Origin of the sequence: Burkholderia sp. Ac-20384 (assembly GCF_017104605.1) — a bacterium.
GTDB lineage: Bacteria > Pseudomonadota > Gammaproteobacteria > Burkholderiales > Burkholderiaceae > Burkholderia > Burkholderia lata.
The window spans coordinates 30553-56944 of the sequence record NZ_JAAGPE010000032.1 but is presented as its reverse complement, the minus strand read 5'-3'; the positions used below and the strand labels follow the sequence as shown (position 1 = coordinate 56944).

General features: G+C 66.6%; 24 protein-coding genes, 1 tRNA gene and 1 pseudogene. 17 read left to right on the top strand and 9 right to left on the bottom strand.

The window, feature by feature from the left end:
• The 3 genes and pseudogenes from G3O00_RS08980 to G3O00_RS08970 all read left to right on the top strand — a co-directional run.
• Nucleotides 1-370, top strand: a pseudogene (locus G3O00_RS08980) (MFS transporter); the annotation flags it as partial.
• Between the two features lie 16 nt (nt 371-386).
• Nucleotides 387-1496: a class II histone deacetylase gene (locus G3O00_RS08975; protein WP_206142747.1), complete on the top strand. Its 1110-nt coding sequence runs from the start codon at nt 387-389 to the stop codon at nt 1494-1496.
• A gap of 117 nt (nt 1497-1613) precedes the next feature.
• The gene (locus G3O00_RS08970; protein ID WP_174930944.1) at nt 1614-1844 is read left to right on the top strand and encodes a hypothetical protein; all 231 of its coding nucleotides are present in this window, start codon (nt 1614-1616) and stop codon (nt 1842-1844) included.
• Nucleotides 1845-1949: 105 nt separating this feature from the next.
• Here the strand turns inward: G3O00_RS08970 and G3O00_RS08965 are convergent, their stop codons facing one another.
• Together G3O00_RS08965 and G3O00_RS08960 are read right to left on the bottom strand one after the other, a co-directional pair.
• Complete coding sequence (locus G3O00_RS08965) at nt 1950-2246, bottom strand: hypothetical protein (RefSeq protein ID WP_206142746.1); 297 nt, start codon at nt 2244-2246, stop codon at nt 1950-1952.
• 193 nt (nt 2247-2439) lie between these two features.
• Nucleotides 2440-2526, bottom strand: a tRNA-Leu gene (locus G3O00_RS08960).
• Nucleotides 2527-2761: 235 nt separating this feature from the next.
• Here G3O00_RS08960 and hpnD point away from each other — a divergent pair.
• Entirely contained in the window at nt 2762-3595 is an 834-nt protein-coding gene (gene hpnD / locus G3O00_RS08955; RefSeq protein ID WP_206142745.1) for a presqualene diphosphate synthase HpnD, read from the top strand.
• Between the two features lie 10 nt (nt 3596-3605).
• On the opposite strand, the gene G3O00_RS08950 is transcribed toward hpnD, so the two are convergent.
• From G3O00_RS08950 to G3O00_RS08940, 3 genes are all read right to left on the bottom strand, one after another.
• Nucleotides 3606-4826, bottom strand: coding sequence for a DUF1501 domain-containing protein (locus tag G3O00_RS08950; protein WP_206142744.1), 1221 nt, complete (start codon nt 4824-4826; stop codon nt 3606-3608).
• Between the two features lie 67 nt (nt 4827-4893).
• Entirely contained in the window at nt 4894-6396 is a 1503-nt protein-coding gene (locus G3O00_RS08945; protein ID WP_206142743.1) for a DUF1800 domain-containing protein, read from the bottom strand.
• 132 nt (nt 6397-6528) lie between these two features.
• The gene (locus G3O00_RS08940) at nt 6529-6807 is read right to left on the bottom strand and encodes a hypothetical protein (RefSeq protein WP_011352385.1); all 279 of its coding nucleotides are present in this window, start codon (nt 6805-6807) and stop codon (nt 6529-6531) included.
• 267 nt (nt 6808-7074) lie between these two features.
• Between G3O00_RS08940 and ompR the strand changes: the two genes are divergently transcribed.
• From ompR to G3O00_RS08920, 4 genes are all read left to right on the top strand, one after another.
• A complete protein-coding gene (gene ompR / locus G3O00_RS08935; protein WP_004199523.1) occupies nt 7075-7800 on the top strand; it encodes a two-component system response regulator OmpR in 726 nt (241 codons plus the stop codon).
• Between the two features lie 40 nt (nt 7801-7840).
• The gene (locus G3O00_RS08930; RefSeq protein ID WP_206142742.1) at nt 7841-9202 is read left to right on the top strand and encodes an ATP-binding protein; all 1362 of its coding nucleotides are present in this window, start codon (nt 7841-7843) and stop codon (nt 9200-9202) included.
• Nucleotides 9203-9391: 189 nt separating this feature from the next.
• On the top strand, nt 9392-9940 hold the full coding sequence (locus tag G3O00_RS08925; protein ID WP_011352387.1) for a peroxiredoxin: 549 nt from the start codon (nt 9392-9394) through the stop codon (nt 9938-9940).
• 76 nt (nt 9941-10016) lie between these two features.
• Complete coding sequence (locus G3O00_RS08920) at nt 10017-10544, top strand: carboxymuconolactone decarboxylase family protein (protein WP_011352388.1); 528 nt, start codon at nt 10017-10019, stop codon at nt 10542-10544.
• A 134-nt stretch (nt 10545-10678) separates the two neighbouring features.
• On the opposite strand, the gene ispF is transcribed toward G3O00_RS08920, so the two are convergent.
• Both ispF and ispD read right to left on the bottom strand, forming a co-directional pair.
• Nucleotides 10679-11164 carry a 2-C-methyl-D-erythritol 2,4-cyclodiphosphate synthase gene (ispF, locus tag G3O00_RS08915; RefSeq protein WP_174930950.1) on the bottom strand — a complete coding sequence of 162 codons (486 nt, stop codon included), beginning with the start codon at nt 11162-11164 and terminating at the stop codon, nt 10679-10681.
• 28 nt (nt 11165-11192) lie between these two features.
• The gene (gene ispD, locus G3O00_RS08910) at nt 11193-11903 is read right to left on the bottom strand and encodes a 2-C-methyl-D-erythritol 4-phosphate cytidylyltransferase (protein WP_011352390.1); all 711 of its coding nucleotides are present in this window, start codon (nt 11901-11903) and stop codon (nt 11193-11195) included.
• Between the two features lie 107 nt (nt 11904-12010).
• Between ispD and mfd the strand changes: the two genes are divergently transcribed.
• The 4 genes from mfd to G3O00_RS08890 all read left to right on the top strand — a co-directional run bounded on the left by mfd (nt 12011) and on the right by G3O00_RS08890 (nt 18465).
• Nucleotides 12011-15481 (top strand): transcription-repair coupling factor, encoded by a 3471-nt coding sequence (gene mfd / locus G3O00_RS08905; RefSeq protein ID WP_206142741.1) that lies wholly within the window; start codon nt 12011-12013, stop codon nt 15479-15481.
• A 105-nt stretch (nt 15482-15586) separates the two neighbouring features.
• Complete coding sequence (gene argE, locus G3O00_RS08900) at nt 15587-16807, top strand: acetylornithine deacetylase (protein WP_011352392.1); 1221 nt, start codon at nt 15587-15589, stop codon at nt 16805-16807.
• 61 nt (nt 16808-16868) lie between these two features.
• Nucleotides 16869-17888, top strand: coding sequence for a threonine/serine dehydratase (locus G3O00_RS08895; RefSeq protein WP_011352393.1), 1020 nt, complete (start codon nt 16869-16871; stop codon nt 17886-17888).
• 145 nt (nt 17889-18033) lie between these two features.
• The gene (locus tag G3O00_RS08890) at nt 18034-18465 is read left to right on the top strand and encodes a DUF3574 domain-containing protein (RefSeq protein ID WP_206142740.1); all 432 of its coding nucleotides are present in this window, start codon (nt 18034-18036) and stop codon (nt 18463-18465) included.
• Between the two features lie 84 nt (nt 18466-18549).
• On the opposite strand, the gene G3O00_RS08885 is transcribed toward G3O00_RS08890, so the two are convergent.
• Complete coding sequence (locus G3O00_RS08885; protein WP_174930952.1) at nt 18550-21066, bottom strand: penicillin-binding protein 1A; 2517 nt, start codon at nt 21064-21066, stop codon at nt 18550-18552.
• A 443-nt stretch (nt 21067-21509) separates the two neighbouring features.
• Between G3O00_RS08885 and G3O00_RS08880 the strand changes: the two genes are divergently transcribed.
• The 4 genes from G3O00_RS08880 to G3O00_RS08865 all read left to right on the top strand — a co-directional run bounded on the left by G3O00_RS08880 (nt 21510) and on the right by G3O00_RS08865 (nt 24888).
• Nucleotides 21510-22190, top strand: a complete 681-nt coding sequence (locus G3O00_RS08880; RefSeq protein ID WP_011352396.1) for a PspA/IM30 family protein — start codon at nt 21510-21512, stop codon at nt 22188-22190.
• Between the two features lie 88 nt (nt 22191-22278).
• The gene (locus G3O00_RS08875) at nt 22279-23445 is read left to right on the top strand and encodes a tetratricopeptide repeat protein (protein WP_206142739.1); all 1167 of its coding nucleotides are present in this window, start codon (nt 22279-22281) and stop codon (nt 23443-23445) included.
• 231 nt (nt 23446-23676) lie between these two features.
• Nucleotides 23677-24108 (top strand): large conductance mechanosensitive channel protein MscL, encoded by a 432-nt coding sequence (mscL, locus tag G3O00_RS08870; protein ID WP_006487991.1) that lies wholly within the window; start codon nt 23677-23679, stop codon nt 24106-24108.
• Nucleotides 24109-24441: 333 nt separating this feature from the next.
• Nucleotides 24442-24888, top strand: coding sequence for a hypothetical protein (locus G3O00_RS08865; protein WP_027784713.1), 447 nt, complete (start codon nt 24442-24444; stop codon nt 24886-24888).
• Between the two features lie 66 nt (nt 24889-24954).
• On the opposite strand, the gene G3O00_RS08860 is transcribed toward G3O00_RS08865, so the two are convergent.
• Entirely contained in the window at nt 24955-25848 is an 894-nt protein-coding gene (locus G3O00_RS08860) for an NAD(P)-dependent oxidoreductase (RefSeq protein WP_206142738.1), read from the bottom strand.
• A gap of 135 nt (nt 25849-25983) precedes the next feature.
• Here G3O00_RS08860 and G3O00_RS08855 point away from each other — a divergent pair, with 135 nt between their 5' ends.
• Nucleotides 25984-26193 carry a dodecin gene (locus tag G3O00_RS08855; RefSeq protein WP_011352399.1) on the top strand — a complete coding sequence of 70 codons (210 nt, stop codon included), beginning with the start codon at nt 25984-25986 and terminating at the stop codon, nt 26191-26193.
• Nucleotides 26194-26392 lie beyond the last annotated feature (199 nt).

Below are 26392 nucleotides of genomic sequence, written 5' to 3'. Positions count from 1 at the left end.
CGCCCGGCGCGCGATGCTCGCGGCCGGTTACGCGCTGCTGGCTGCCTCGCTCGTCGCGCTTGCCGCGATGCGCCATGCCGGCGGCTACAGCGCGGCGATCTTCGCGTTCAAGTTCGCTTGGACGTTCGTACTGCCGTTCATCCTCGCGACCGTCGCGCAGATCGACACGTCGGGCCGCCTCGTGGCCACGCTCAATTTCGTGATCGGCGCCGGCCTCGCGGCCGGCCCGCTGCTCGCCGGATTGATGCTCGACGCCGGCGGCACGATGCGCGTGCTGTTCACGGCCGCGACGGCCGTCGCGATCGTGTCGTTCGCCGCGCTGCGCCACATCGATCGCCGCACGCGCCCCTCCGTTTCCACCCAACCGTGACAGGTCACGCACATCCATGAATCGCACTGCCTTCTTCACCGACGAACGCACTTTCTGGCATACCGGCGGCACGCACGCGCTGTTCTTCCCGGTCGGCGGCTGGGTCCAGCCGCCGTCGAGCGCGGGCTACGCTGAATCGCCCGATTCGAAGCGCCGTTTCCTGTCGCTCGTGCAAGCCTCGGGCCTGGCCGCGCAACTCGACCTGCGCGGCGCCGAGCCGGCCTCGACCACCGACCTGTTGCGCATTCACCCTGCGCACTATCTCGACGCGTTCCGCGCACTCAGCGATGCGAACGGCGGCGACCTCGGCGATCTCGCGCCGTTCGGCAAGGGCAGCTACGAGATCGCCGCGCTGTCCGCCGGCCTCGCGATCACGGCCGTCGATACGGTGCTCGGCGAACGTGCGGCGAACGCTTTCTCGCTGTCGCGGCCACCCGGCCATCACTGCCTGCGCGACCGCCCGATGGGCTTCTGCCTGCTGGCCAACATTCCGATCGCGATCGAAGCCGCGCGTGCGAAACACGGCATCGAGCGCGTCGCGGTGATCGATTGGGACGTGCATCACGGCAACGGCACGCAGTCGATCTACTACGACGATCCGGACACGCTGACGATCTCGCTGCATCAGGACCGCTGCTTCCCGCCCGGCTACAGCGGCGCGGACGACCGCGGCGAAGGCGCGGGTATCGGCGCGAACCTGAACGTGCCGCTGCTCGCGGGCAGCGGCGACGATGCGTATCGCTACGCATTCGAGCGGATCGTGCTGCCGGCGCTGGAGCGTTTCCGGCCCGAGCTCATCGTCATCGCGAGCGGCCTCGACGCGAGCGCGGTCGATCCGCTCGCGCGCATGCAGCTGCATACCGACAGCTACCGGTTCATGACGCGTGCGGTGAAGGAGGCCGCGCAACGCCATTGCGGTGGGCGGCTCGCGATCGTCCACGAAGGCGGCTATTCGGAAGCGTACGTGCCGTTCTGCGGGCTCGCGATCGTCGAGGAACTGGCGGGTGTTCGCACCGACGTCGGCGATCCGATGCTCGACCTCGCGATCGCACAGCAGCCGGGCGAGCGGTTCGTCGCGTTCCAGCGCGAACTGCTCGACGAACTGGCGGCGTCGTTCGGGTTATAGCGCGCGCACCGGGAGACGCGACGGAGGGTCGGCCTGAGCCGGCCCTCTTGCGCGATCGGAGCGAATGGGGTTTCCTGTGCTTTTACCCCCGTTCCGGCGCAAAGCCCCACTCTTCCGATGAAATCGTCCCCGCGCGATAACAATGACGATACAAAGACGCGCCGCCAGCCTTCGAAGCTGGTCCTGAACATTGCCGCCGTGACGGTCGGCCTCATCACGTTCGCGATCGGCGCGGCGTGGGTGATCTATAGCTGGGTCGTCGATCGCGAAGCGCAGTATTTCGCGATCCCGCTGGTGTTCTCGGTGCCGGTGATCGTCGCGGTCGCGATCCGGAGTTTCTGGGAATAGGCACGCCTGACATGACGAAGCGCCGCGGGTCGGGCGACGCGCGGCGCTGGGTGTCTGGCTTGTTTCAGATGAAGCGGGGATTCCCGCGGTTCGCTTGCGGGCCGGTCACAGGCCCGGGCGCGCGCACGGATTGGGAGCTGCGCCCTGATATCCGCCTGTGACGGCGCCCAGCGCAGCGCCGGCCAGCGACGTGCCGAGCGCTTTCAGCACGTTTTCCGTAGAGAATGTCTCGCCGCTCGACATCAAGCGCCCTGAATACGCAGAGCATGCCGACGACGCCGATGCCACCGTCTGCACGGGCCTGGCGCTCCACGCAATGTTCTCAGCAGGCGTATTGGCAAAAGCCGGCGCGACCAGCATCAGTGCCAGTACGGAAATCGGAATGCGTACGGTGTTTTTCATCGGTGGTCCTCGGCGCAATTGTGTTTCTTGTTTGAGCGGTGAACACGATATTACCCGCGGCACGAATCTTCGCGCACCGCTTGCCCAGGCTCGTGCGCCCGGAAAAGCACCGACATCAACAAAAAAGCGCTGCGGCCAATCGACCGACAGCGCTTTTTGGTGAACGGCCCCTGTCAGAGGCGCATTCGACTTCTGGTGCGTGAGGCCGGACTCGAACCGGCACACCCTTGCGGGCGTCAGGACCTAAACCTGGTGCGTCTACCAATTTCGCCACTCACGCGCATTTCTGTCGCCTGACCACGTGGCACGCAAGATGCGTTGCCACGCGCCCGGGACATCGCGCCGGCTTGTAACCGGCACGCCCGATCAGGCGAGCGCGAGATTCTACCCGATCCGTACGAGCTTGTCTCGCCCCCGCCGGCACCCATCGTGCAGCGATGCTAGAATGCCGCGCTCGACGTTTCGGCACCGCGCCGCCGCGCGTCCCCCGAACCCGCCCCCACACGATTCCGCCCGTGAACTTCGACGACTACTGTCAGCAAAAGGCCGCCCCTGCGGGCTCCAGCGTCTACTACGCGCTGCGCCAGGCACCGCTCGCCACGCAGCCGCGCCTGACCGCGCTGTTCGCGCTGCGCCGCGAACTCGAGGAAACCGTCAAGGAAACCAGCGACCCGACCGTCGGACACACGAAGCTCGCGTGGTGGCACAAGGAACTCGCGGCGCTGGCCGACGGACAGCCTTCGCACCCGGTCACGAAGGCGCTCGCCAAGCATCACCCGGCGATCGCCGCCGAAGCCGATGCGTTGCGTACGCTCGTCAACGGTTACGGGATGGATCTCGAACAGGCGCGCTACCTCGATCTCGCGAACCTGCAGCGCTATATCGCGCAGGTCGGCGGCACTTTCGCGTCGCTGGTCGCGCGCGCAAGTTCGGCAAACCCGGCGGACCCGCAACCGTGGGCCGCGGACGCCGGCCGCGCGCTGATGCTCGCGCAATTCGTGCAGGACCTCGGTAACGATGCGCGCCACGGCCGCATCTACCTGCCGATCGACGAACTGCAGCGCTACAACGTGACCGCGGCCGATCTGCTGAACCGCCGCTACAGCCCGGCCTTCACCGAATTGCTGCAATTCCAGACGGCCCGCGCGCGCGAAGCACTCGTGGCCGCCGAAGCGGCGATCCCGGCATCCGAACGCCGCGCCCAGCGCACGCTGCGCGCGCAGATCGCACTGGCTGCTTCGCTGCTCGACGAAATCGAACGCGACGGCTACCAGGTGCTGCATCAGCGCATCGCGCTGACGCCGATCCGCAAGCTGTGGATCGCGTGGCGCACCGCGCGCCGGCGCTGACCCTTCTCCCTCACGCCTTCAGCAACGGCAGCGTGTCGAAGCGCTGCTGCAGCACGCGGGTCGCGTCGAGCCCCCACCACGGCCCGAGCACGGTCGCGTAGAGCTGGCGGAAATCGACCGCGACCGGCAGATTGCCGTTGCCGTCGAGCCGCCCAAGCGCCGGCGGCGCACCGTACAGCCCGCCGGCCACGCGGCCGCCCATCACGAAATGCGGCGCGGCCGTGCCGTGATCGGTGCCGTTGCTCTGGTTCTCGCGCACGCGCCGCCCGAATTCCGCATACGTCATCACGAGCGTCTGGTTCCAGCGCCCGAGTTCGATCAACGCGCCGCGCATCGCGCTCATCCCTTCCGCGAACTGCTTGAGCAGTGCAGCCTGCTGCCCCGGCTGGTTCTGATGCGTATCGAAGCCGTTGAGCGTCAGCCGCAGCACCGCGACACCATCCTGCGCGCCGGGCCCGGACGCTTCGCACGCGGCCAGCACCTGCATCGCGGTCTTGACCGACGTGCCGAACGCGCCGGCCGGAAAGGCTGTCCGGAATTCACGCATCCCGCCGCGCGGGCGCAGCCGGTCGGCCGCCTTCACGATGTCATTCTCGACGTCGATGATGTGGGCGAGCGCAGGGTTCTGTTCGCGCAGCGACGACGGCTCGGCAAGCCGGGCCGCACGGATGAACTGCGCGGGATTGACGAGCGCGATCGCACGCGCACCGTTCGACAGCGGCCCCATCTCGGCGCTGCCGAGCACGACGCCGTCGGCCGCGAAACCGGGCGGTACGGGTGCTTGCGCGAACGTGCGCGTGAGCCAGCCTTCGTGCAGGTATTGATCCGAGCGCGACGCGGTATCCCAGATCTCGATCGAGCGAAAGTGCGACAGGTTCGGCTGCGGATAGCCGACGCCCTGCACGACCGCGACCTGCCCATCGCGCCACAGCGGCATCAGCGGCGCAAGCGACGGATGCAGCCCCGTGTGTGCGTCGAGTTGCAGCACCTGCTCGCGCTTGATGCCGATGCTGCGCCGGAACTGGTAATACAGCGGGTCCGCATACGGCACCACCGTGTTGAGGCCGTCGTTGCCACCCTTCAACTCGACGAGGATCAGCACGTTCGCATACCCGGGCGCCGGTTGGCGCCCCGCCTGCGCCACGGAAGTCGCCATCGCAGGCGTCTGCCACATCGACACGCCGGCCGCGGCCGCAGCGCCCGTCAGCGTCAGAAAATCACGTCGGTTCATCGCGCATCCTTTGGTTTGCCGTCCGGCACCTTTGCCGCACCGGCTCCCCGCTTCATCGTCGTTCGAATCATTTCAGTTGATAGGCCGGATCCATCAGCAGCGCCTCGAGATACGCGCTGCCGGTCGAATCCGTATCGATCGCCGCGACCGGCGACAGTTGCAGCACCGCGTGCTGCAACTGAAGCTCGGTCGACAAGCCCGCGATCGCCTGCGGCCGTGCGCGATATTGGGCAAGCCAGCGTTCGAGGTCGAAACGCAGGCCAGCGCGTGCGGGCTTGGCGGGCGTGCTGCGCATGCCGGCAGCGGACGCCGTATCGACCACCGGCATCGCATGCGCGCGGACATTCGGCGCCGGCGACATCGCATGCGCCGGCGGGTGCATGCCGGCTGTCTCCGTCGCGCGAAACAGTTGCTCGACGAACTGCTTGCGCGCGAGCAGCGTGGTGCTGTTGATCCACAGCGCGCCGCCGGGCCAGCCCTTCACGTTCGGCGGGTAGAACAGGTTTTGCCCGAGCGTGCGCACGGTGTTCGCGAGCATCTGCGGATCGCCGTATGACACGTCGAACAGCCGCACCGACCCGACGACGAATTCCGCTGGCGACTTGACGAGCACGCCGCGGTTGCGTGGATCCCAGAAGGCGTCGGTCGACCACAGCGCGGCGAGCGCCGCGCGAATGTCGTAGCCGCTCGATCGAAACCGTTCGGCCACCGCATCGAGCGCACCCGGATCAGGCGTATCCGACACGAACTCGCGCCACAGCTTGGCGGCGATGAAGCGCGCGGTGCCGGGCCGCTTCAGCAGGATGTCGAGAAAGCCGTCGCCGTCGAACGGCCCCGTTTCGCCGAGGATCGTCTTGTCGCCCGCATCGTGCAGATCCGGCCGCACCTCGAAGCGATAAGTATCGGGATCGACGGTCCAGCCCGTCATCGCGCGCGCGGCTTCGGTCACGTCGTATTGCGTGTAATGCCCTTCGCCGAGCGTGAACAGCTCCATCACCTCGCGCGCGAAATTCTCGTTCGGGCGCCCCTTGCGATTGCTCGCGCCGTCGAGGTACTGCAGCATCGCCGGGTCCTTCGCGACCGCATGCAACAGCACACCGAAGTTGCCGAGCGCCTCGCGGCGAAACAGTGCGTTCTGTGCCGCCATCGTCTGCGGGTAAGGCACCTTGTCCTGCCCCGACGTGAAGTGCCCGTGCCAGAACAGCGTCATGCGTTCGGTGAGCGGCGACGGCGTCACGATCATCTCGTTGACCCACGCCGCGCGCAGCGCATCGTAACGAACGTTGCGCTCGCGCTGCTCGTCGCGCCGCATGTCGGGGGTCAGCGCCTGGCGCTGCGCGCGCGTCGGCGGCAACTCGGCGATCCAGTCGGGCCACGTCGTGACGGGGTCGCGGCGAACGTTGCCGAGCGTGTCGGCCACGACCTGCGCGCGCGTCATGCCGACGACGCGCGCAACATCGGCCGGCGCCGGAGAAAAACCGGTACGACTCAGGAAAAACAATGCATCGTCGGCATCGAGCGGCGACTGCATCGCGGGCGACGGCGCCGGTGCGGCAACGTTCGCTTTCATCGTCATGGACTCCCGGAACGCACCGGCGGTGCGGATGCCGGTACAACGGCAATCGGCAGGGGAAAGTTGACGGAAAAATTGCTACGAATCTTTTCCGCGCGGCATGTTCCGCGCAAGGCGAAGGACGGCGTGTCAGCGCTTGTACAGTTCGCGAACGGCGTCCTCGATGTGCTGGCGCAAAAGGTGGCGCTCCTCGGGCGTCATGTGCCCGTCGCGGCGGCGCTGTTCGAGATCGGGAGGCACGGCGGAACGGACCGTCATTTCGGCGGTACGATCGGACTGCGGCGCTTTGCCGCGCGGCAGCTTGCGCGACGATGCGCCCTGCTCGGGGCGCTGCGCATACGCGAAGTTCGACGCATACGGACCGGCAAGCGCGATCGTCAGCATCAGTGCAATCCGGGCAGATCGCATGACCGTCCTCGCTTCTTTGGTCGATTTGTTCCCTTCGTCACGCGGCAACCGGTTACCTCTGGTACTTGAAAAACCCTGCGGAATTCGGGTGTGCAAAGATGAAAGATGGAGTGCAGGGGAGTATCTACCGAATTTCGGCTTCGAGTAAAGGAATCTCTATAGCCTGCCTTTACTCGGCGCGACACTACGGGTAAATTTTGTAACCGACTGTAACGCCCGAAAATACGCGGCCGTGCGTCAATTCCCATTCGCGATAAGATGCCGATCATGGAAACGAAAAACCCCTCCAAGATTCTCGTCGTCGACGACGACCCGCGCCTGCGCGATCTGCTGCGCCGCTATCTCGGCGAGCAGGGTTTCAATGTCTACGTCGCCGAAAACGCGACCGCAATGAACAAGCTCTGGGTACGCGAGCGTTTCGACCTGCTCGTGCTCGACCTGATGCTTCCGGGCGAAGACGGCCTGTCGATCTGCCGCCGCCTGCGCGGCAGCAACGACCGCACGCCGATCATCATGCTCACCGCGAAGGGCGAGGATGTGGATCGCATCGTCGGCCTCGAGATGGGCGCCGACGATTACCTGCCGAAGCCGTTCAACCCGCGCGAACTCGTCGCACGCATTCATGCGGTGCTGCGCCGCCAGGCGCCGGCCGAACTGCCGGGCGCGCCGTCCGAAACCACCGAGGTGTTCGAGTTCGGCGAGTTCTCGCTGAACCTCGCGACGCGCACGCTGACGAAGTCCGGCCAGGAAATTCCGCTCACCACCGGCGAGTTCTCGGTGCTGAAAGTGTTCGCGCGTCACCCGCGCCAGCCGCTGTCGCGCGAGAAGCTGATGGAACTCGCGCGCGGCCGTGAATATGAAGTATTCGACCGCAGCCTCGACGTGCAGATCTCGCGCCTGCGCAAGCTGATCGAACCGGATCCGGGCAGCCCGCGTTTCATCCAGACCGTCTGGGGCCTCGGCTACGTGTTCATCCCGGACGGCGCCGCCTGATCTTTTTTCTTTCCGGTTTCGCCCGCCCACGGCCCGTCCCATGCGTATCGACCGGCGCCTCCTGCAGCTCGCGTTCGGCGGGCTGTTCTGGCGCACCTTCCTGCTGATCGCGCTGCTGATCTCGGTCAGTCTCGCCGCGTGGTTCCAGAGCTTTCGCGTGATCGAGCGCGAGCCGCGTGCGCAGCGCGTCGCGCTGCAGCTCGTCGCGATCGTGAAGCTCACGCGCACCGCCCTGCTCTATTCCGATCCCGATTTGCGGCGCGCGCTGCTTCAGGATCTCGAGAGCAACGAGGGCGTGCGCGTTTACCCGCGCGAGAAAACCGACAAATTCAAGCTGCAGCCCGACGAATCGCTGAACCGCCTGATCGAACACGACATCCGCAGCCGCCTCGGCGACGATACCGTGATCGCACAGTCGGTCAACGACATTCCCGGCGTGTGGATCAGCTTCAAGATCGACGACGACGATTACTGGGTCGCGCTCGACCGCGATCAGCTCGACAACGTCACGGGCCTGCAGTGGGCCGGCTGGGGGCTGTTCGCGCTCGCGTTGTCGCTATTCGGCTCCGCGTTCATCACGAGCCTCGTGAACCGGCCGTTCTCGCGGCTCGCGCTCGCCGCGCGGCAGATCGGCTCGGGCCAGACACCCGAGCTGCTGCCCGAGCGCGGGATGGGCGTCGCGGCCGACACCAACCGCAGCTTCAACCAGATGGTGCGCGACCTCGAGCAGCTCGAGGCCGACCGTGCGCTGATGCTCGCCGGTATCTCGCACGACCTGCGCACCCCGCTCGCGCGGCTGCGGCTCGAAACCGAGATGAGCCCGTCCGACCAGGCGACCAAGGACGCAATGGTCGACGACATCGAGCAGATGGACCGCATCATCGCGGCCTTCATCGACTACGCACGCCCGTCGCAACGCAAACCGGAGCCCGTCGACCTGTCGTCGATCGCGCAGGAAGTCGCCGCACGCGTGTCGGGCGAGGACGGCGTCGAGATCCGCACGCGGCTCGCGCCAAGCGCGATCATCGAAGCCGACGAAACCGACATGCGCCGCGTGATCGGCAACCTCGTCGAGAACGCGCGCAAGTACGGGCAAAGCAAGCAGGACGGCGTGTCGCGCATCACGCTCGAGACACGCGTGTCGCACGCGCGCGTCGAGCTGTCGGTGAGCGACGAAGGCCCCGGCATCCCCGAGGATCAACTGCCGCTCGTGATGCGGCCGTTCTACCGCGTCGACACCGCCCGCACCAAGGCGGACGGCACGGGCCTCGGGATGGCGATCGTGCTGCGTCTCGTCGGCCGCTATCGCGGCGCGCTGCGCCTGCGCAACCGCAACCCCGAAGCGGGCCTCGAAGTCACGCTCGAATTCCCCGGCGCCGGCAAGGCGCGTGCGACTGCGTGACGCGCTCGCGCACGCTTCTTGCACTGCACACTATCGATCCGGTTGAAAAAAGCTATGAGAGTCGTTAGTCAAAATCTATTGAAGCGACTAACTAATAGTGTTATAGTTTTGCCCATGCTGTCACATCATCGTTGCAGCACCGAGGTAGCTTGACTCAGTCTTCTTCCCAACTCATACAGGAGTATCCGCATGAAAACCGTGGGCGATAAACTCGAAGCTTTCACCGTCGTAGCCGCGAAGCCGGGCTTCAATCATCACGAGGAAAACGGCCAGTCGGCATTCGAGACCGTCACTGAAGCGTCGTTCCCGGGCAAGTGGAAGATCATCTACTTCTATCCGAAGGATTTCACGTTCGTGTGCCCGACGGAAATCGTCGAGTTCGCGAAGCTCACGAAGCAGTTCGAAGAGCGCGATGCCATCCTGCTGGGCGGCAGCTCGGACAACGAATTCGTCAAGCTCGCATGGCGCCGTGAGCACAAGGACCTCGACAAGCTGAACCACTACGCGTTCGGCGACGTCAAGGGCGAGCTGATCGACCAGCTCGGCGTGCGCGACAAGGAAGCCGGCGTGGCCCTGCGTGCAACGTTCATCGTCGATCCGGACAACACGATCCAGCACGTTTCGGTGAACAACCTGAACGTCGGCCGTAGCCCGGAAGAAGTCCTGCGGATTCTGGACGGCCTGCAAACGGACGAACTGTGCCCGTGCAACCGTGCAGTCGGCGGCGCAACGCTGTAAGCGCATCGATGCACGAAGCCCGCGGCGCACGTCCTGCCTGCGGGCTTTTTTAACGGCCAACCCATAGGAGATATCAATGGAATTCATCGATTCGATTAAGGCGCGTATTCCCGACTACGCGAAGGACATTCGCCTGAACCTCGACGGCACGATCTCGCGCTCGTCGCTCGAAGGCACCGACGCGGTCGGCGTCGCGCTGGCGGCGGCCATCGCGGCGAAGAGCACGGTGCTCATCAAGACGATCCGCGAAGCCGGCGTCCTGTCGCCCGAAGAGACGAACGCCGTGCTGACGGCGGCCGCGCTGATGGGGATGAACAACACCTGGTATCCGTATGTCGAGATGGCCGACGATGCCGACCTGAAGACGCAACGCGCCGAGCTGCGGATGGGCGCGTATGCAACGCACGGTGGCGTCGACAAGCGCAAGTTCGAGATGTATGCGCTCGCCGCGTCGATCGTCGGCAAGTGCCACTTCTGCGTGAAGTCGCACTATGCGCTGCTGAAGAACGAGCAAGGAATGACCGTCACGCAGCTGCGCGACGTCGGCCGCATCGCGTCGGTGATCAACGCCGCCGCGCAAGTGATCGCCGCGGAAGGCGAATAAGCGGTTGCACCACCCGGCCGGCCGCCATGCCGGCCCGGTAGCCGCTCCAAAAAAAGAAAATGCCACGCATTCGCGTGGCATTTTTCATTTCCGCGGCACGGCGCGACGGGCGAACCGCGCGCCGCAGCCGGGCGTCAGCCGCCCTGCTTCACCAGCAGCGCGGCGGCCTGCGCCTCGATCCCCTCGCCGCGGCCGAGATAGCCGAGCTTCTCGTTGGTTTTCGCCTTCACGTTCACGCGCTCGAGCGGCAGCCCGAGATCGGCCGCGATGTTCGCGCGCATCCCGTCGATATGCGGTGCCAGCTTCGGTGCCTGGGCGATCACGGTGCTGTCGACGTTCTGGATCGTGAAACCGGCCGCGTTGATGCGTGCAACGCACTCGCGCAGCAGCACGCGACTGTCGGCGCCCTTGAATGCCGCGTCCGTGTCGGAGAAATGGCGGCCGATGTCGCCGAGCGCCGCCGCGCCGAACAGCGCGTCGGTGATCGCGTGCAGCAGCACGTCCGCGTCCGAGTGGCCGAGCAGGCCGCGTTCGTACGGAATCGTCACGCCGCCGATGATGAGGGGGCGCCCCTCGACGAGCTGGTGCACGTCGTAGCCTTGTCCGATTCTGAAATCCATGCGTATTCCGATTGTGAGGGGGTGAAAGTCAGGAAGCGTTCGTGGAACGCGCGAGGATCGCTTCCGCGAGCGCGAAATCTTCCGGGTACGTGACCTTGAAATTGCGCAGGCTGCCCTGCACCACGCGCGGCGTATGGCCAGCCCATTCGATCGCGCTAGCTTCGTCGGTCAGGTCGTGCCCTTCGCGCTGCGCGCGCAGGATCGCCTCGCGCAGCATGCCGATGCGGAACATCTGCGGCGTCTGGGCCTGCCACAGCGCGTCGCGCGACTCGGTGCGCGCGATCGCGTCGCCGCCGGCCGGCACGCGCTTGAGCGTATCGGCCACCGGCAGCGCGACAATGCCGCCGACCGGATCGTCCTTCAGCGTCGCGACCAGCGTGCGGATCAGCTCCGGCGTGATGCCCGGGCGCGCGGCGTCGTGCACCAGCACCCAGTCGTGGTCGGTCGCGCCGAATTCGGCCAGTTCGAGCAGCCCGTTCAGCACCGACGCCTGGCGCGAGCCGCCGCCGCAGCGGCGCACCGCGAAGCGCAGGCCCGCGAAGCGGCGTGCGTCGAAATGGGAATCGTCGGGCGCGAGGACGACGAGCGTCTGTGCGAATTCGCTGCACGCGTCGAACGCGGCAAGCGTGTAGTGCAGCAGCGCGCGGCCGGCCAGCGTGCGGTATTGTTTCGGCACGGCCGAGCCGGAACGGCTGCCGGTGCCGGCACAGGGAATCAGGGCGAAAAGTCGGGGAGTCACGAAAGGAAACGCCGGAAAGATGAAATCGAGAAGCGGATTTTATAATAGGTCTTTCGTCTCGACCGGCGCACCGCGATGCGCCCGTGCACGCCACCCCTGTCGTCCCTATGCCAGATAACGCTTCCACCCCGTCCGCCTCGCCCGTTGCCCGCGTCAAGCCCGGCCAGCGCTTCGCCTTCGACGGCGCGCATGGTTCCGCCGACGCGCTCGCCATCGCCCGTTATCTCGCCGACAACCGCCAGGACGTGCCGCTCCTTGCGGTGATCTGCGCGAACGCGGTCGACGCGCAACGGCTCTCGCAGGAAATCCGCTACTTCTCGCCCGACGCGCGCGTACGCCTGCTGCCGGACTGGGAAACGCTGCCGTACGACACGTTCTCGCCGCACCAGGATCTTGTATCCGAGCGGCTCGCGACGCTGCACGACCTCGGCGAGGGCCGCTGCGACATCCTGCTCGTCCCCGCGACCACCGCGCTGTACCGGATGCCGCCTGCGTCGTTCATGGCCGCCTACACGTTCGCGTTCGCGCAGGGCGAGCGGCTCGACGAGGCGAAGCTGAAGGCGCAGCTCACGCTGGCCGGCTACGAGCACGTGAGCCAGGTCGTGCGGCCCGGCGAATACTGCGTGCGCGGCTCGCTGATCGACCTGTACCCGATGGGCTCGCCGCTGCCGTACCGGATCGACCTGTTCGACGACCAGGTCGACTCGATCCGCGCGTTCGACCCGGACACGCAGCGCAGCCTCTACCCGGTACGCGACGTGCGTCTCCTGCCCGGCCGCGAGTTTCCGTTCGACGAAGCCGCGCGCACGGCCTTCCGCAGCCGCTGGCGCGAAACCTTCGAAGGCGACCCGAGCCGCGCACCGATCTACAAGGACATCGGCAACGGCGTGCCGTCGGCCGGTATCGAGTATTACCTGCCGCTGTTCTTCGACGAAACCGCCACGCTGTTCCACTACCTGCCGCAGGAAGCGCACCTCGTGTTCACCGGCGATCTCGAAGCGTCGATCCGACGCTTCACGGCGGATACGAAGCAGCGCCACGCGTTCCTCGCGCACGATCGCGAGCGGCCGATCCTCGAGCCGCAGCGGCTGTTCCTGTCCGACGAGGATTTCTTCGCGTTCGCGAAGCCGTTCGCACGGGTCGTACTGCCCGCGCAGCCGGCCGGCGGCTGGGCGACGGGACTGCCCGAGCTCACCGTCGACCGCCATGCCGACGATCCGCTCGCGTCGCTGCGCACGTTCGTCGAATCGTCAGGCAAGCGCGTGCTGCTGACCGTCGAATCGGCCGGCCGCCGCGAAACGATCCTGCAACTGCTCGCCGAACACCATCTGCGCCCCGCGTCGAACGACCACTTCGCCGGCTGGCTCGAAAGCGACGAACGCTTCGCGCTCGGCGTCGCGCCGCTCGCGAACGGCTTCGCGGTGCCCGGCGAAGGCTACGCGGTCATCACCGAAACCGAGCTGTACGGCGCGCTCGGCCGCCGCGCGGGCCGCCGCCGTCAGGAACAGGCGAGCAACGTCGACGCGATGGTGCGCGACCTGTCGGAGCTGAAGGTCGGCGACCCGGTGGTCCACGCGCAGCATGGCATCGGCCGCTACATGGGCCTCGTGTCGATGGATCTCGGTGAAGGCGAAACCGAATTCCTGCATCTCGAATATTCGGGCGACAGCAAGCTCTACGTGCCCGTCGCGCAATTGCACGTGATCTCGCGCTACAGCGGCGCCGATCCCGACAGCGCGCCGCTGCACGCGCTCGGCTCCGGCCAGTGGGAACGCGCGAAGCGCAAGGCCGCGCAGCAGATCCGCGATACGGCCGCCGAGCTGCTGAACCTGTACGCTCGCCGCGCGGCCCGCGAAGGCCACGCGTTCTCGCTCGATCCGCGCGACTACGTGAAGTTCGCGGAAAGCTTCGGCTTCGAGGAAACGCCCGACCAGGCGGCCGCCATCGCGGCCGTGATCGGCGACATGACGAGCGGCAAGCCAATGGACCGCCTCGTGTGCGGCGACGTCGGCTTCGGCAAGACCGAGGTCGCGTTGCGCGCCGCGTTCATCGCGGTGCTGGGCGGCAAGCAGGTCGCGCTGCTGTCGCCGACCACGCTGCTCGCCGAGCAGCACACGCAGACCTTCGCCGACCGCTTCGCGGACTGGCCGGTGCGGATCGTCGAGCTGTCGCGCTTCAAGACCGCGAAGGAAGTCAACGCGGCGATCGCGCAGATCAACGAAGGCAGCGTCGACATCGTGATCGGCACGCACAAGCTGCTGTCGTCGGACGTGCAGTTCAAGCGCCTCGGCCTCGTGATCATCGATGAGGAACACCGTTTCGGCGTGCGCCAGAAGGAAGCGCTGAAGGCGCTGCGCGCGGAAGTCGACGTGCTGACGCTCACCGCGACGCCGATCCCGCGTACGCTCGGGATGGCGCTCGAAGGGCTGCGCGATTTCTCGGTCATTGCAACCGCGCCGCAGAAGCGGCTCGCGATCAAGACCTTCGTGCGCCGCGAGGAAGAAAGCGTGATCCGCGAGGCGATGCTGCGCGAACTGAAGCGCGGCGGCCAGGTGTACTTCCTGCACAACGAGGTCGAGACGATCGAGAACCGCAAGGCGATGCTCGAGGCGCTCGTGCCCGAAGCACGCATCGTGATCGCGCACGGCCAGATGCACGAACGCGAACTCGAACGGGTGATGCGCGATTTCGTCGCGCAGCGCGCGAACGTGCTGCTGTGCACGACCATCATCGAAACCGGCATCGACGTGCCGAGCGCGAACACGATCATCATGCACCGCTCGGACAAGTTCGGCCTCGCGCAGCTTCACCAGCTGCGCGGCCGCGTCGGCCGCTCGCATCACCAGGCGTATGCGTACCTGCTGGTCCACGATCCGCAGGCGCTGACCAAGCAGGCGCAGCGCCGGCTCGAAGCGATCCAGCAGATGGAGGAGCTCGGTTCGGGCTTCTATCTCGCGATGCACGACCTCGAGATCCGCGGCACCGGCGAGGTGCTCGGCGACAAGCAGTCGGGCGAAATCCACGAGATCGGCTTCCAGCTCTATACGGACATGCTGAACGACGCGGTGAAGGCGCTGAAGAACGGCAAGGAGCCCGACCTCACCGCCCCGCTCGCGGCGACGACGGAAATCAACCTGCATGCGCCCGCGATCCTGCCGGCCGACTACTGCGCGGACGTGCAGGAGCGGCTGTCGCTGTACAAGCGCCTCGCGAACTGCGAGCACGGCGACGCGATCGACGGTATCCAGGAGGAGCTGATCGACCGTTTCGGCAAGCTGCCGCCGCAGGCGCACGCGCTCGTCGAGACGCACCGGCTGCGGATCGCCGCGAAGCCGCTCGGCATCGTGAAGATCGATGCGAGCGAGGTAGCGATCGGGCTGCAGTTCGAGCCGAATCCGCCGATCGATCCGATGCGGATCATCGAGATGGTGCAGAAGCATCGGCATATCAAGCTCGCGGGCCAGGACAAGCTGCGCATCGAGACGCGCTCGCCCGATCTCGCGATCCGCGTGTCGACGATCAAGGAAACGCTGCGTGCGCTCGGACCTAGGCAGGGAGCAGCTGCCGCGGCGCGCTGACGCGATAGTGACGGGTGCGGCGTTGCTGCACCGCGTCGCGCGCGATGCGGGCGGGCCGACGCGTTTTTGAGTATGATTTTCCCATTCATCAGACGGAGTTTTGCCATGTCCACTCTCGACGCGACAGCGCCGTCCGCCGCAACCCAAGGCGACGCGTCGCTCGTCAGCCTGCCCTGGATCAAGCAACTGGTGTCGATGGACACGACGAGCCGCGTGCCGAACCTCGGCCTCATCGAAACGGTGCGCGACGCGCTCGCCGCGAAAGGCATCGCATCGACGATCACGCACGATCCGCGCGAAGGCTGGGCGAACCTGTTTGCGACCGTGCCCGCGCACGACGGCTCGACGAACGGCGGCATCGTGCTGTCGGGGCATACCGACGTCGTGCCGGTCGACGGCCAGCAATGGGACAGCAACCCGTTCGCGCCGGAAATCCGCGACGGCCGCCTGTATGGCCGCGGCACCTGCGACATGAAGGGCTTCATCGGCACCGCGCTCGCGCTGCTGCCCGAGATGCAGGCGACCAAGCTCGCGAAGCCGATCCATTTCGCGCTGTCCTACGACGAGGAAATCGGCTGCGCCGGTGCGCCGCTGATGATCGCCGACCTCGTCAAACGCGGCGTGCAACCGTCCGGCTGCATCGTCGGCGAGCCGACCAGCATGCGGCCGATCATCGCGCACAAGGGCATCAACGCGTACCGCTGCTGCGTGCGCGGCCACGCGGCGCATTCGTCGCTGACGCCGAAGGGGCTGAACGCGATCGAGTATGCCGCGCGCCTCATCTGCCACATCCGCGACATCGCCGACCGCTTCCGCGCCGAAGGCCCGTTCGACGCGCTGTACGACGTGCCGTTCACGACCGCGCAGACGAGCACGATCCAGGGCGGCAACGCGATCAACACGGTGCCGGCCGAATGCCGGTTCGACTTCGAGTTCCGCAACCTGCCGACGCTCGATCCCGAGCAGATCTTCACGCGCATCGAAGCGTATGCACGCGAAACACTGCTGCCGCAGATGCTGCGCGAGCATCCGAATGCCGCGATCGAGTTCTCGAAGATCGCCGCGGCGCCCGGCCTCGACGCAACCGAACAGGCCGCAATCACGCAGCTCGTGCGCGCGCTGACGGCCGACCAGGACAAGCGCAAGGTCGCCTACGGCACCGAGGCCGGCCTGTTCGAACGTGCGGGCATCCCGAGCGTCGTGTGCGGGCCCGGCAACATCGAGCAGGCGCACAAGCCGAACGAATATGTCGAGCTCGCGCAGCTCGCCGGCTGCGAGCAGTTCCTGCGCAAGTTCATCCGCAGCATGTCGGTCGACGCGCACTGACTGCCCCCCCGCCACGCCGGCCCGCGTGTGCGGGCCGGCCCACTCCGCCACCCGCCACGTCATGTCGACTGAACAACAGGGCACCGCCCATCCGACGATCGACGGCGAGCCGATCCCGACGCTCGACGAAATCGCCGCGCAGCATTTCGCGCTGTCGCCCTGGGTCGCGCGCACGCCCGTGTTCGAGCGCGCCGACCTGCCGTCCCTCGAGGGCACGCACGTCAACTTCAAGTTCGAGTTGCTGCAGGTCAGCGGCAGCTTCAAGGCGCGCGGCGCATTCACGCACCTGCTCGCGCTCGACGAGGCGCGCAAGAACGCCGGCGTCACCTGCGTGTCGGCCGGCAATCACGCGGCGGCCGTCGCGTATGCGGCGATGCGGCTCGGCAGCAGCGCCAAGGTCGTGATGTTCCATACCGCGAGCCCGTCGCGCATCGCGCAGTGCAAGCAGTACCGCGCGGAAGTCGTGCTGGCCGGCAGCGCGTCGCAGGCATTCGACCTGGTCCGGCGGATCGAGGCCGAGGAAGGCCGCTTCTTCATCCATCCGTTCAACGGGTATCACACGATCCTCGGCACCGCGACGCTCGGCTACGAATGGGCGACGCAGACGCCCGACCTCGACGCGGTGATCGTGCCGATCGGCGGCGGCGGGCTCGCGGCCGGCATGGCGACCGCGCTGCGGCTCGCGAACCCGCGCGTGCACGTGTACGGCGTCGAGCCGGAAGGTGCCGACGCGATGAGCCGCAGCTTCGCGGCGAATCACACGATCAAGATGAGCGCGATGCAGACGATCGCCGATTCGCTTATGGCGCCGCATACCGAGGAATACAGCTACCAGCTGTGCCGGCGCCACGTCGACCGCATCGTCACCGTGTCCGACGACGCACTGCGTGCCGCGATGCTGTTCCTGTTCTCGCAACTGAAACTGTCCGTCGAACCGGCGTGCGCGGCCGCGCTGGCCGCGCTGCTCGGCCCGCTGCGCGAAACGCTGCAGGGCAAGCGCGTCGGCGTGCTGCTGTCCGGCACCAATACCGACCCAGGCACACTCGGCATGCATCTCGCGCACGCGAAATTGCAGCCCTGACCCCACATCGGGCCCACGCGGAAAAACCTAGGGTTATCCCCAGATTATGTTGACAGCCCTGTTGATAACCCGCCGGACAAGCACGCAAGTGGTTGAGCGCGCAGCATTTTGCGCGCGCGGAGGTCGATCGTCACGAAATGGGCAAATGCGGCCGCTGGCCGCATGCACGATGGCGATCGCGCTGCTCGCCGGTTGCGCGGCACCGCCCTCGCCCGTTGCCGGCGCGCCGTCGGCCTGCTCGCAGGCGGGCGAAAGCGCCATGCTGCAGGCCGACCTGCTGTTCGGGCGCGACATCACGGGGCGCGGCCCCGTCACCGATGCGGAGCGCGCGGCCTTCCTCGCCGACACGGTCACGCCGCGATTCCCCGACGGCCTCACCTACTGGGACACGCACGGCCAGTGGCGCGACCGGGCAAGCGGCGGGATCACGCGTGAAGACAGCTTCGTGATCCGTATCATCGCCGACGATACGTCCGACACACGTGCGCGGCTCGCCGCGATCCGGCAAGCGTACATGCAGCGATTCCACCAGCAATCGGTCGGCATGACGGTCGTAGCGGCCTGCGCGTCGTTCTGATTCCCCTTCTCTCCGCCGACAATTCGCGCAAAAAAAACGGGCGCCCGAAGACGCCCGTCGCATGCCGGAACAGCGGCGTGCCGCTTACTTGCTCTCGAACATGTCCATGATCTGCTGCTTCTCCTGCGGCGTGACGGGCGGCGGCGCAAGCCCCGCCGCGCCGGCCGAACCAAGTGCGTCGTTCGCGCTGATCGAATTCTCGGCCGGGTTGATGTCGACGTTCGCGACGAAGCCGTTGCCCGGCGTGCGATCGGCGTAGTACAGCTCGCCGTCGATCGAGGTCAGGCCGTCCGGCATCGGCATCTGCTGCTCGGGCACGCCGTTCAGCGCGGTGCGCATGTAGTTCACCCAGATCGGCAACGCGAGCTGTGCGCCGAATTCGCGGCTGCCGAGGCTCTTCGGCTGGTCGAAGCCCATCCACGCGACCGCGACGAGCGACTGCTGGTAGCCGGCGAACCAGCCGTCCTTCGCGTCGTTGGTCGTACCCGTCTTGCCCTGCAGGTCGCTGCGGCCCAGTGCATTGGTGCCCGCGCCGGTGCCGGCCGTCGCGACCGAATGCAGCAGGCTGTTCATCACGTACGCGTTGCGGCCTTCGATCGTGCGCGGTGCCGTGCTGCCCGCGAGCACCGGCTGCGACTTCTGCAGCGCCTGGCCGCGTGCGTCGTCGACCTCGGCGATCAGGTACGGATCGACCTTGTAGCCGCCGTTCGCGAACACCGCATAACCGGTCGCGAGCTGCAGCGGCGTCACAAGGCCCGCGCCGAGTGCCATCGGCAGGTAAGGCGGCGTCTTCGCGGGATCGAAGCCGAAGCGCTGCGTCACGTACTGCTGCGCATACTGCGTACCGATCGACGCGAGGATCCGGATCGACACGAGGTTCTTCGAACGCTGCAGGCCGGTGCGCATCGTCATCGGGCCGTCCGGCTGGTCGTCGTCCTTCGGCTCCCATGCGGTGCCGCCCGGCACGCTCGGCGGGAAGTACAGCGGCGCGTCGTTGATCATCGTCGCCGGCCCCATGCCCTTGTCGAGCGATGCCGAGTAGATGAACGGCTTGAACGACGAGCCCGGCTGCCGCCATGCCTGCGTCACGTGGTTGAATTTGCTCTTGTTGAAGTCGAAGCCGCCGACGAGCGAGCGGATCGCGCCATCCTGCGGCGCGATGGCGACGAGCGCGCCTTCGACCTGCGGCAGCTGCACGACCTGCCAGCCCGTCTTGCCGTCCTTCAGCACGCGCACGACCGAGCCCGGCTTGATGCGCAGCGTGTCGTTCGCGCGGGGGCTGAGCGCGCCCGCCACGAAGCGCAGCCCGGCCGGGCCGATCGTCGTGGTCGCGCCACCGACGAACTGCACCTCGACCGCATTCGGCGATGCCGACAGCACCACTGCCGACTGCAGGTCGCCGTTGTCCGGGTGATCGGCGAGCGCGTCGTCGATCGCCTCGTCGCGGTCGTCGCCGGCCGCGGGCAACTTGATCGTCGCTTCCGGCCCGCGATAGCCGTGGCGGCGCTCGTAGTCGAGAATGCCGCGACGCACGGCCTGGTACGCGGCTTCCTGGTCGGACGAGTTGATCGTCGTCGTGACAGTCAGCCCGCGCGTATAGGTTTCGTCCTTGTACTGCTGGTACATCATCTGCCGCACCATCTCGGCGACGTACTCGCCGTGCACCGCGTACTGGTTGCCCGGCGTGCGCACGTGGATCTCTTCCTTCACGGCTTCGTCGTACTGCGGCTGCGTGATGTAGCCGACCTCGAGCATGCGCTTCAGGATGTATTCCTGGCGCACCTTCGCGCGCTTCGGATTGACGACCGGGTTATACGCGGACGGCGCCTTCGGCAGCCCCGCGAGCATCGCCGCTTCCGCGAGCGTGATGTCCTTCAGGTCCTTGCCGAAATACACGCGCGCGGCGGCCGCGAAGCCGTACGAGCGCTGGCCAAGATAGATCTGGTTCATGTACAGCTCGAGGATCTGGTCCTTCGTCAGGGCCCTCTCGATCTTGTACGCGAGCAGCATTTCGTAAATCTTGCGCGTGTAGGTCTTCTCGCTCGACAGGAAGAAGTTGCGCGCGACCTGCATCGTGATCGTGCTCGCGCCCTGGCGCGCGCCGCCGTGCATCAGGTCGGCGACACCCGCGCGCAGGATGCCGACGAAGTCGACGCCGCCGTGTTCGTAGAAGCGGTAGTCCTCGATCGCGAGCACGGCCTTCTTCATCACGTCCGGGATTTCCTGGAAGCGCACGAGGCTGCGGCGCTCTTCGCCGAACTCGCCGATCAACACGTGATCGGCCGTGAACACGCGCAACGGCACCTTCGGCTGGTAGTTGGTCAGCGCATCGAGCGATGGCAGCTGCGGCGCCATCACGACCAGCGCGTAGCCGACGATCAGCGCGCCGACGATCGCCAGCGTCACGAACAGGCCGGCGAACCACAGCATGACGCGCGAGCCGAACGAGCGACCGCGCCCTCCGCCGCCGCTGCGCTGGGTGCGGCGGTCGTCGTCGCGATCGTCGTCATCGGGGTAATAGGCTCCGGACGGCGAACGGCGCAGCGTGTAGTGGGGTTCGTTCCTGTCGGAAGAAGAAGGCGGTCGTTTGATAATTGGCATGTCGGAATGGCGGGCGTACGTGGCGCCCTCGGACGCATGCGGAAATGCAGGCGAATGAATCAGAGCGGATACAGCGTGATGCGGCTGTCACGTCGACAGACCCCGCCGCGCGGCGATCCGTTCCCGCGACGTGACAGCGCATTTTAATGAAATCGACCGGGTGCCTTCGCGATTTTTTGTAAAAATTCCCGCAATGCCGTGATTTAAGGAACGTATTGTCGGCATCCTCTGCCTATCATGGACACGCAATATGATGCGCACCGTCGATTTTCTTTCAATCGCGAAAGGTTCGAAATCCTGATGCGCAAGCCGCTTGAACTCGCGCGTTTAAGCCGTATTTAAGTGAACCGGTGGTGTAATATCCGCCGGCTCATGCGGGTCGGAACCGGCTCGCAACGGGCACTGCCGCTCTCACGCGGCGCCTTTCAACCACGGAGGATTTCATGTCGCTTTTCGACTCTGTTTCGCGCACGATCAAAGGCCTGCTGAACGATGCGGCCGATTCGGTACAGGATCCGTCGCGCGACGCACGGCAGATCGTGCGGGAGCTCGACGACAGCATCGGCCGTGCCGAGAATTCGCTGATCGAGATCGAGGCACAGGTCGCGACCCAGCGCAGCAAGCGCGATGCGGCCGACGACAAGGTGAAGAAGTACGAGGACGGCGCGAAGCGCGCGCTGCAGTCCGGCGACGAAGCACTCGCACGCGAGGCGCTCGGCGCGCAGTCGAACGCGGAAGCCGAGCGTGACGCGCTCGCGGCCGAGCTGTCGACGCTCGAACCGTCGGTCGACAAGCTGAAGGGGCAGATCGCCGACATGCGCCAGCGCCGCAACGACCTGAATGCCCGCTCGAACATCCTGCAGGCCAAGCAGGAAATCGCGCAGGCGAAGGATGTCGCGGCCAGCGCCTTGGGCGGCATCGGCGGCAAGAACCTGTCCGAGGATTTCCAGAAGCTCGAGGACAAGGTCGCGCTGCAGAACGCACGCTCGGATGCACGCCTGAATTCGGCCGACACGTCGAGCGGCAAGGCGCTCGACGACAAGCTCGCCGCGCTGAACAAGGGCCCGTCGGTCGAGGATCGCCTCGCCGCGCTGAAGAAGCAGCTCGATACGCCCGCGCAGTAACGGCCACTGCGGGCAACCGCGCCGCCGCCCGCCCCGGGCGCGGCGCGAACCGATCGTCAGGAGACGGGCGCCTGCGCCCGGTTCGACCATGAAGAAATCTCTCGCCGCACTCGGCCTCTCGCTGATGTTGCTGTCGTCCGCCGCGTTTGCGGTCCCGTCGCTGCAGCAGGTCGAGCAATCGATCGCGCAACGCAACTGGCAGCAAGCCGACACGCAGCTGTCGCAAGTCATCGACGCCCATCCGAACAACGCGCACGCGCGCTACCTGTATGCGCAGGTGCTGGACCGCGAGGGCCGCGCATCCGACGCGCTCGAGCAGCTGCAGCGCGCGAAGACGCTCGATCCGCAACTCAAGTTCACCGACGCATCGCGCTTCGCGCAGACGGAGTCGCGCATCCGTGCCGACGCGGCACGCGTGAGCGGCAATGTGCCTTCGGCCACGCAGGCCGGCACGTTGCAATCGTCGCTCGCGCCCGCCGTCGCGCCGGCCGAAAAACATGGCCCGTCGACCGGCATGTGGATCGGCCTCGGACTGATCGTCGCGGTGATTGCGCTGGTGCTGCGCTGGACGCTGCGGCGTGCCCGCACGGCCGACGACAGCCGCGCCGACGACGAACGCCGCACGCAGCTCAAGCGCGCCACCGACGTGCTGAACGACATCCGCCCGCTGAAACTCGACGCGAAGCTGTCGACAGCGCCCGGCGCCGCGGCGCTCACGGGCGAACTCGAAGCGATCGAGACCGATGCGCGCACGCTCGTCGAAACGCTGTCGAACGGCAAGAATCCGGTGCCGCCGTATCGCGTCGATGAACTCGAGCAACGCCATGCAAGCGTGAAGGCACGCGTCGAAGGCCGTCCCGATCCGGCCGCACAACCCGCGGCACCGGCGAACGGCAGCGGCTCCGTGTATGCGCAGGAAGCCGACCGCATGACGGGCGCGCAAGGCCAGCCGTATCCGCAGCAACAGCCCTACCCGCAGCAGCAACCGCCTGTCGTGATCCAGCAAGGCGGCGGCGGTTTCGGTGGCGGCATGGGCGGGCTGCTGACCGGCGTATTGCTCGGCGAAGCGATGTCGGGCGGCCGCGAGCGCGTGGTCGAACGCGACGTGATCGTCGACGGCGAGCGCCGCCGGCAGGAGAACGACCCGGGCTTCGACCTCGGCCGCGGCGACAATTCGAACTGGAGCGACGGCAACGGCGGTGGCGGCATGGATCTCGGCAGCAACGACGACGGCTGGACCGACGACAACACCTGACGCTACGCAGCGCGTCGACGCACCCGCGACGCGCTGCAACGCACGCCACGCTCCCCAGCATGCCGGCCGCGCCGACGCGCGGATTTGTCAATCATTTCAAGATGGACTACCGGCAATGGGGAGCGTTCGCTATCATGCGGCCATCGGCGTGCCACCGACCCTCATTCGACGCTCTGCATCCCTGCGCGTCGCGGCACGCCTCCCCTCGCCCCAACCTGGAGAAAGCCGCTCATGAGCATCATCAAGGAATTCAAGGAGTTCGCCGTCAAGGGCAACGTCATGGATCTCGCCGTCGGCGTGATCATCGGCGGCGCGTTCTCGAAGATCGTCGACTCGGTCGTGAAAGACCTCATCATGCCGGTCATCGGCGTGCTGACCGGCGGCCTGGATTTCTCGAACAAGTTCGTTCTGCTCGGCACCATCCCCCCGACGTTCAAGGGTAATCCCGATTCGTTCAAGGACCTGCAGGCCGCGGGTGTCGCCGCGTTCGGTTACGGCTCGTTCATCACGGTGGCAATCAATTTCGTCATCCTCGCGTTCATCATTTTCCTGATGGTGAAATTCATCAACAAGCTGCGCAAGCCGGAAGAAGCCGCACCGGCCGCGACGCCGGAAGACACCGTGCTGCTGCGCGAGATCCGCGATTCGCTGAAGCAGCGCTGATCGCCAAGCGCCCCGTCAGCCAGGCCCGCCTCGTGCGGGCCTTTTTATTGCGCGCGCGATGCACCGCCGCATGCGGCCTATCTCACTTTTTTGTGACGGGCGAATGCACGCGCGGGGAAAGCAGGTCTATGATGGAGACTAAACGACAGTACGGGCGCCAAGACGCTGGCTGTGTCGATCATGGCGAGCAGGTCGACGGGAGACATTGATCGTCGTACTGCACGAAGGCAGCATTTTCGTGTGCTATAAAGGATCGACATGCGGCGTACATAGCCGGGAGTGGGTCGCATGAAAGTGCCGCATTTCTTGCAATTGTTTTTGAGGCGAGTGTTTATGTCCTTCCCGAAAAAACGTCGGCGTGCCCAGCAGGATGGCCAGGAGTCATTCCTCGCGGTATTGCGCCACTCGAAACCGTTTGCCCAGCTCGACACCAAGATTGCCCGCGCCCGTGCGCAGGACGAACCCGTCCTGTACGCGCATGTGCTGCCCGGTCTCGACGTGCTCCTGTGTAGCGTGCGCGGCGCCCAGCCGCCCTATCCTGCCATCGCCGAACTGCGCAAGCGCTGCATCGAATCGATCGCCAACGCGCTCGAGCAGCCGCTGGACGGCCTCGAGAACGGCGGATACTGGTATGAAGCAAACGGCTTCGGCTTCCTCGTGTTCGCCAGCCGTGCGCGTGCACGCATCCTGCCCGAGTTTGGTGCAGGCACGAAAGCGAGCCTGCGCGGCGGGCTCGGCCGCCAGAACGCCGGCGATACGACTCCACGCTCCCTCGGCTGATCTACCTGCCATTCGATGGGCCGCCTCCGGGCGGCCCATCTGCCATTCACGCGCCCCGCTTGCCCGTCACGACGCCTGCTGACGCCCGTTGCCGGGCCGCACGATGTCGATGAACGCGGCGAAATCGGCGCCGGCGAGCCCTTGCGCGGCGCCGAGCCGCAACACCTGCTGCACGGTGGCCGATACCGGCATCACCGCGCCCGTGTCGCGCGCTGCGTCGGCGATCGCGTCGACGTCCTTCTGAAACGTGCTGAGCGCGCCGATCGGCGGATGGCCGCCCGACGTCATGCGCGGCACGAACGTCTGCAACAGTACCGAATCGGCCCAGCCGCCGGCCAGCGCTTCGGCCAGCCGCGCGGCATCGATTCCGCTCGCCTGTGCAAGACCAACGGCCTCGGCAATCGCGGTCACCGTCGCGGTGACGATCGCCTGGTTGCACAGCTTCGCCGTCTGCCCCGCGCCCGCGTCGCCCATGTGCGTGATCCGCGATGCATACGTGTCGATCAGCGACCGCACCGCGTCGAGATCGGCCGCGCGGCCGCCGGCCATCACCGCAAGCGTGCCGGCCTGCGCGCCGGGCACGCCGCCCGACACCGGCGCATCGACCCAGCCGACGCCGAGTGCGGCCGCGCGCGCCGCGTAATCACGCGTCGCGGCAGGCGGGATGCTCGAATGATCGACGATGCGCTGCAGGCAGCGCGCAGCGGCGTCGCCGGAGAGCAGCCCGTGCTCGCCGAACACGACGTCGCCCACCGCACGGCCGTCGAGCACGCACACGAATACCGTATCGACGCGCTCCGCCAGTTCGCGCGGCGTGCCGACCACCTGCGCGCCGTCCTTCACGAGCGCCTCGGCCTTGTCGCGCGAGCGATTCCACACGCTGACCCGATGCCCCGCCGCCAGCAAATGCCGAATCATCGGCGCGCCCATCAATCCCGGTCCGCAAAATCCGACTTCCACGATGTTCCTCGTCTCCGATATGGGTTGAACTTGCCGCCCATCATACCTATCACTCAAGAAGCCGGGCACGCGCGGCGCCGCTTCGGGACCACGGCTTGCACCGGCCATCCATACCGATATCCCAGGGAGCGCATCATGAGCGACCACGTGTACAAGATGATCGAGCTGACCGGTTCGTCGAAGCAATCGAGCGACGACGCCATCCGCAACGCGATCTCGAAAGCCGGCAAGACGCTGCACAACCTGCACTGGTTCCAGGTGACCGAAACGCGCGGCCACATCGAAGGCGACCAGGTCGTGCACTGGCAGGTCACGCTGAAGGTCGGCATGCGCATCGACGACTGACGCGCCCGTCGCACCCCACGCCGCACCGCGATCCGGATCCGCGCAACGCGCGTCCGCGCGGCGCCGCGCGCTTCACCTCGCCCCCGTTCGGACCCCTTGTCGCGGCCCGGCCGGCGGGTGCCTGCGGGTATCCATCTCTTGACGCTGGCCCAGCTTCATATTAAAAACGATATACCCCCATGCCCCCTCGATCAGCCCA

Bases quoted from the DNA above. Each gene is read 5' to 3' on its own strand.
- G3O00_RS08975 (WP_206142747.1), top strand. From the start codon at position 387: ATGAATCGCACTGCCTTCTTCACCGACGAACGCACTTTCTGGCATACC.
- G3O00_RS08970 (WP_174930944.1), top strand. From the start codon at position 1,614: ATGAAATCGTCCCCGCGCGATAACAATGACGATACAAAGACGCGCCGC.
- G3O00_RS08965 (WP_206142746.1), bottom strand. From the start codon at position 2,246: ATGAAAAACACCGTACGCATTCCGATTTCCGTACTGGCACTGATGCTG.
- G3O00_RS08950 (WP_206142744.1), bottom strand. From the start codon at position 4,826: ATGAACCGACGTGATTTTCTGACGCTGACGGGCGCTGCGGCCGCGGCC.
- G3O00_RS08945 (WP_206142743.1), bottom strand. From the start codon at position 6,396: ATGAAAGCGAACGTTGCCGCACCGGCGCCGTCGCCCGCGATGCAGTCG.
- G3O00_RS08940 (WP_011352385.1), bottom strand. From the start codon at position 6,807: ATGCGATCTGCCCGGATTGCACTGATGCTGACGATCGCGCTTGCCGGT.
- ompR (WP_004199523.1), top strand. From the start codon at position 7,075: ATGGAAACGAAAAACCCCTCCAAGATTCTCGTCGTCGACGACGACCCG.
- G3O00_RS08930 (WP_206142742.1), top strand. From the start codon at position 7,841: ATGCGTATCGACCGGCGCCTCCTGCAGCTCGCGTTCGGCGGGCTGTTC.
- G3O00_RS08925 (WP_011352387.1), top strand. From the start codon at position 9,392: ATGAAAACCGTGGGCGATAAACTCGAAGCTTTCACCGTCGTAGCCGCG.
- G3O00_RS08920 (WP_011352388.1), top strand. From the start codon at position 10,017: ATGGAATTCATCGATTCGATTAAGGCGCGTATTCCCGACTACGCGAAG.
- ispF (WP_174930950.1), bottom strand. From the start codon at position 11,164: ATGGATTTCAGAATCGGACAAGGCTACGACGTGCACCAGCTCGTCGAG.
- mfd (WP_206142741.1), top strand. From the start codon at position 12,011: ATGCCAGATAACGCTTCCACCCCGTCCGCCTCGCCCGTTGCCCGCGTC.
- argE (WP_011352392.1), top strand. From the start codon at position 15,587: ATGTCCACTCTCGACGCGACAGCGCCGTCCGCCGCAACCCAAGGCGAC.
- G3O00_RS08895 (WP_011352393.1), top strand. From the start codon at position 16,869: ATGTCGACTGAACAACAGGGCACCGCCCATCCGACGATCGACGGCGAG.
- G3O00_RS08890 (WP_206142740.1), top strand. From the start codon at position 18,034: ATGCGGCCGCTGGCCGCATGCACGATGGCGATCGCGCTGCTCGCCGGT.
- G3O00_RS08885 (WP_174930952.1), bottom strand. From the start codon at position 21,066: ATGCCAATTATCAAACGACCGCCTTCTTCTTCCGACAGGAACGAACCC.
- G3O00_RS08880 (WP_011352396.1), top strand. From the start codon at position 21,510: ATGTCGCTTTTCGACTCTGTTTCGCGCACGATCAAAGGCCTGCTGAAC.
- G3O00_RS08875 (WP_206142739.1), top strand. From the start codon at position 22,279: ATGAAGAAATCTCTCGCCGCACTCGGCCTCTCGCTGATGTTGCTGTCG.
- mscL (WP_006487991.1), top strand. From the start codon at position 23,677: ATGAGCATCATCAAGGAATTCAAGGAGTTCGCCGTCAAGGGCAACGTC.
- G3O00_RS08865 (WP_027784713.1), top strand. From the start codon at position 24,442: ATGTCCTTCCCGAAAAAACGTCGGCGTGCCCAGCAGGATGGCCAGGAG.
- G3O00_RS08855 (WP_011352399.1), top strand. From the start codon at position 25,984: ATGAGCGACCACGTGTACAAGATGATCGAGCTGACCGGTTCGTCGAAG.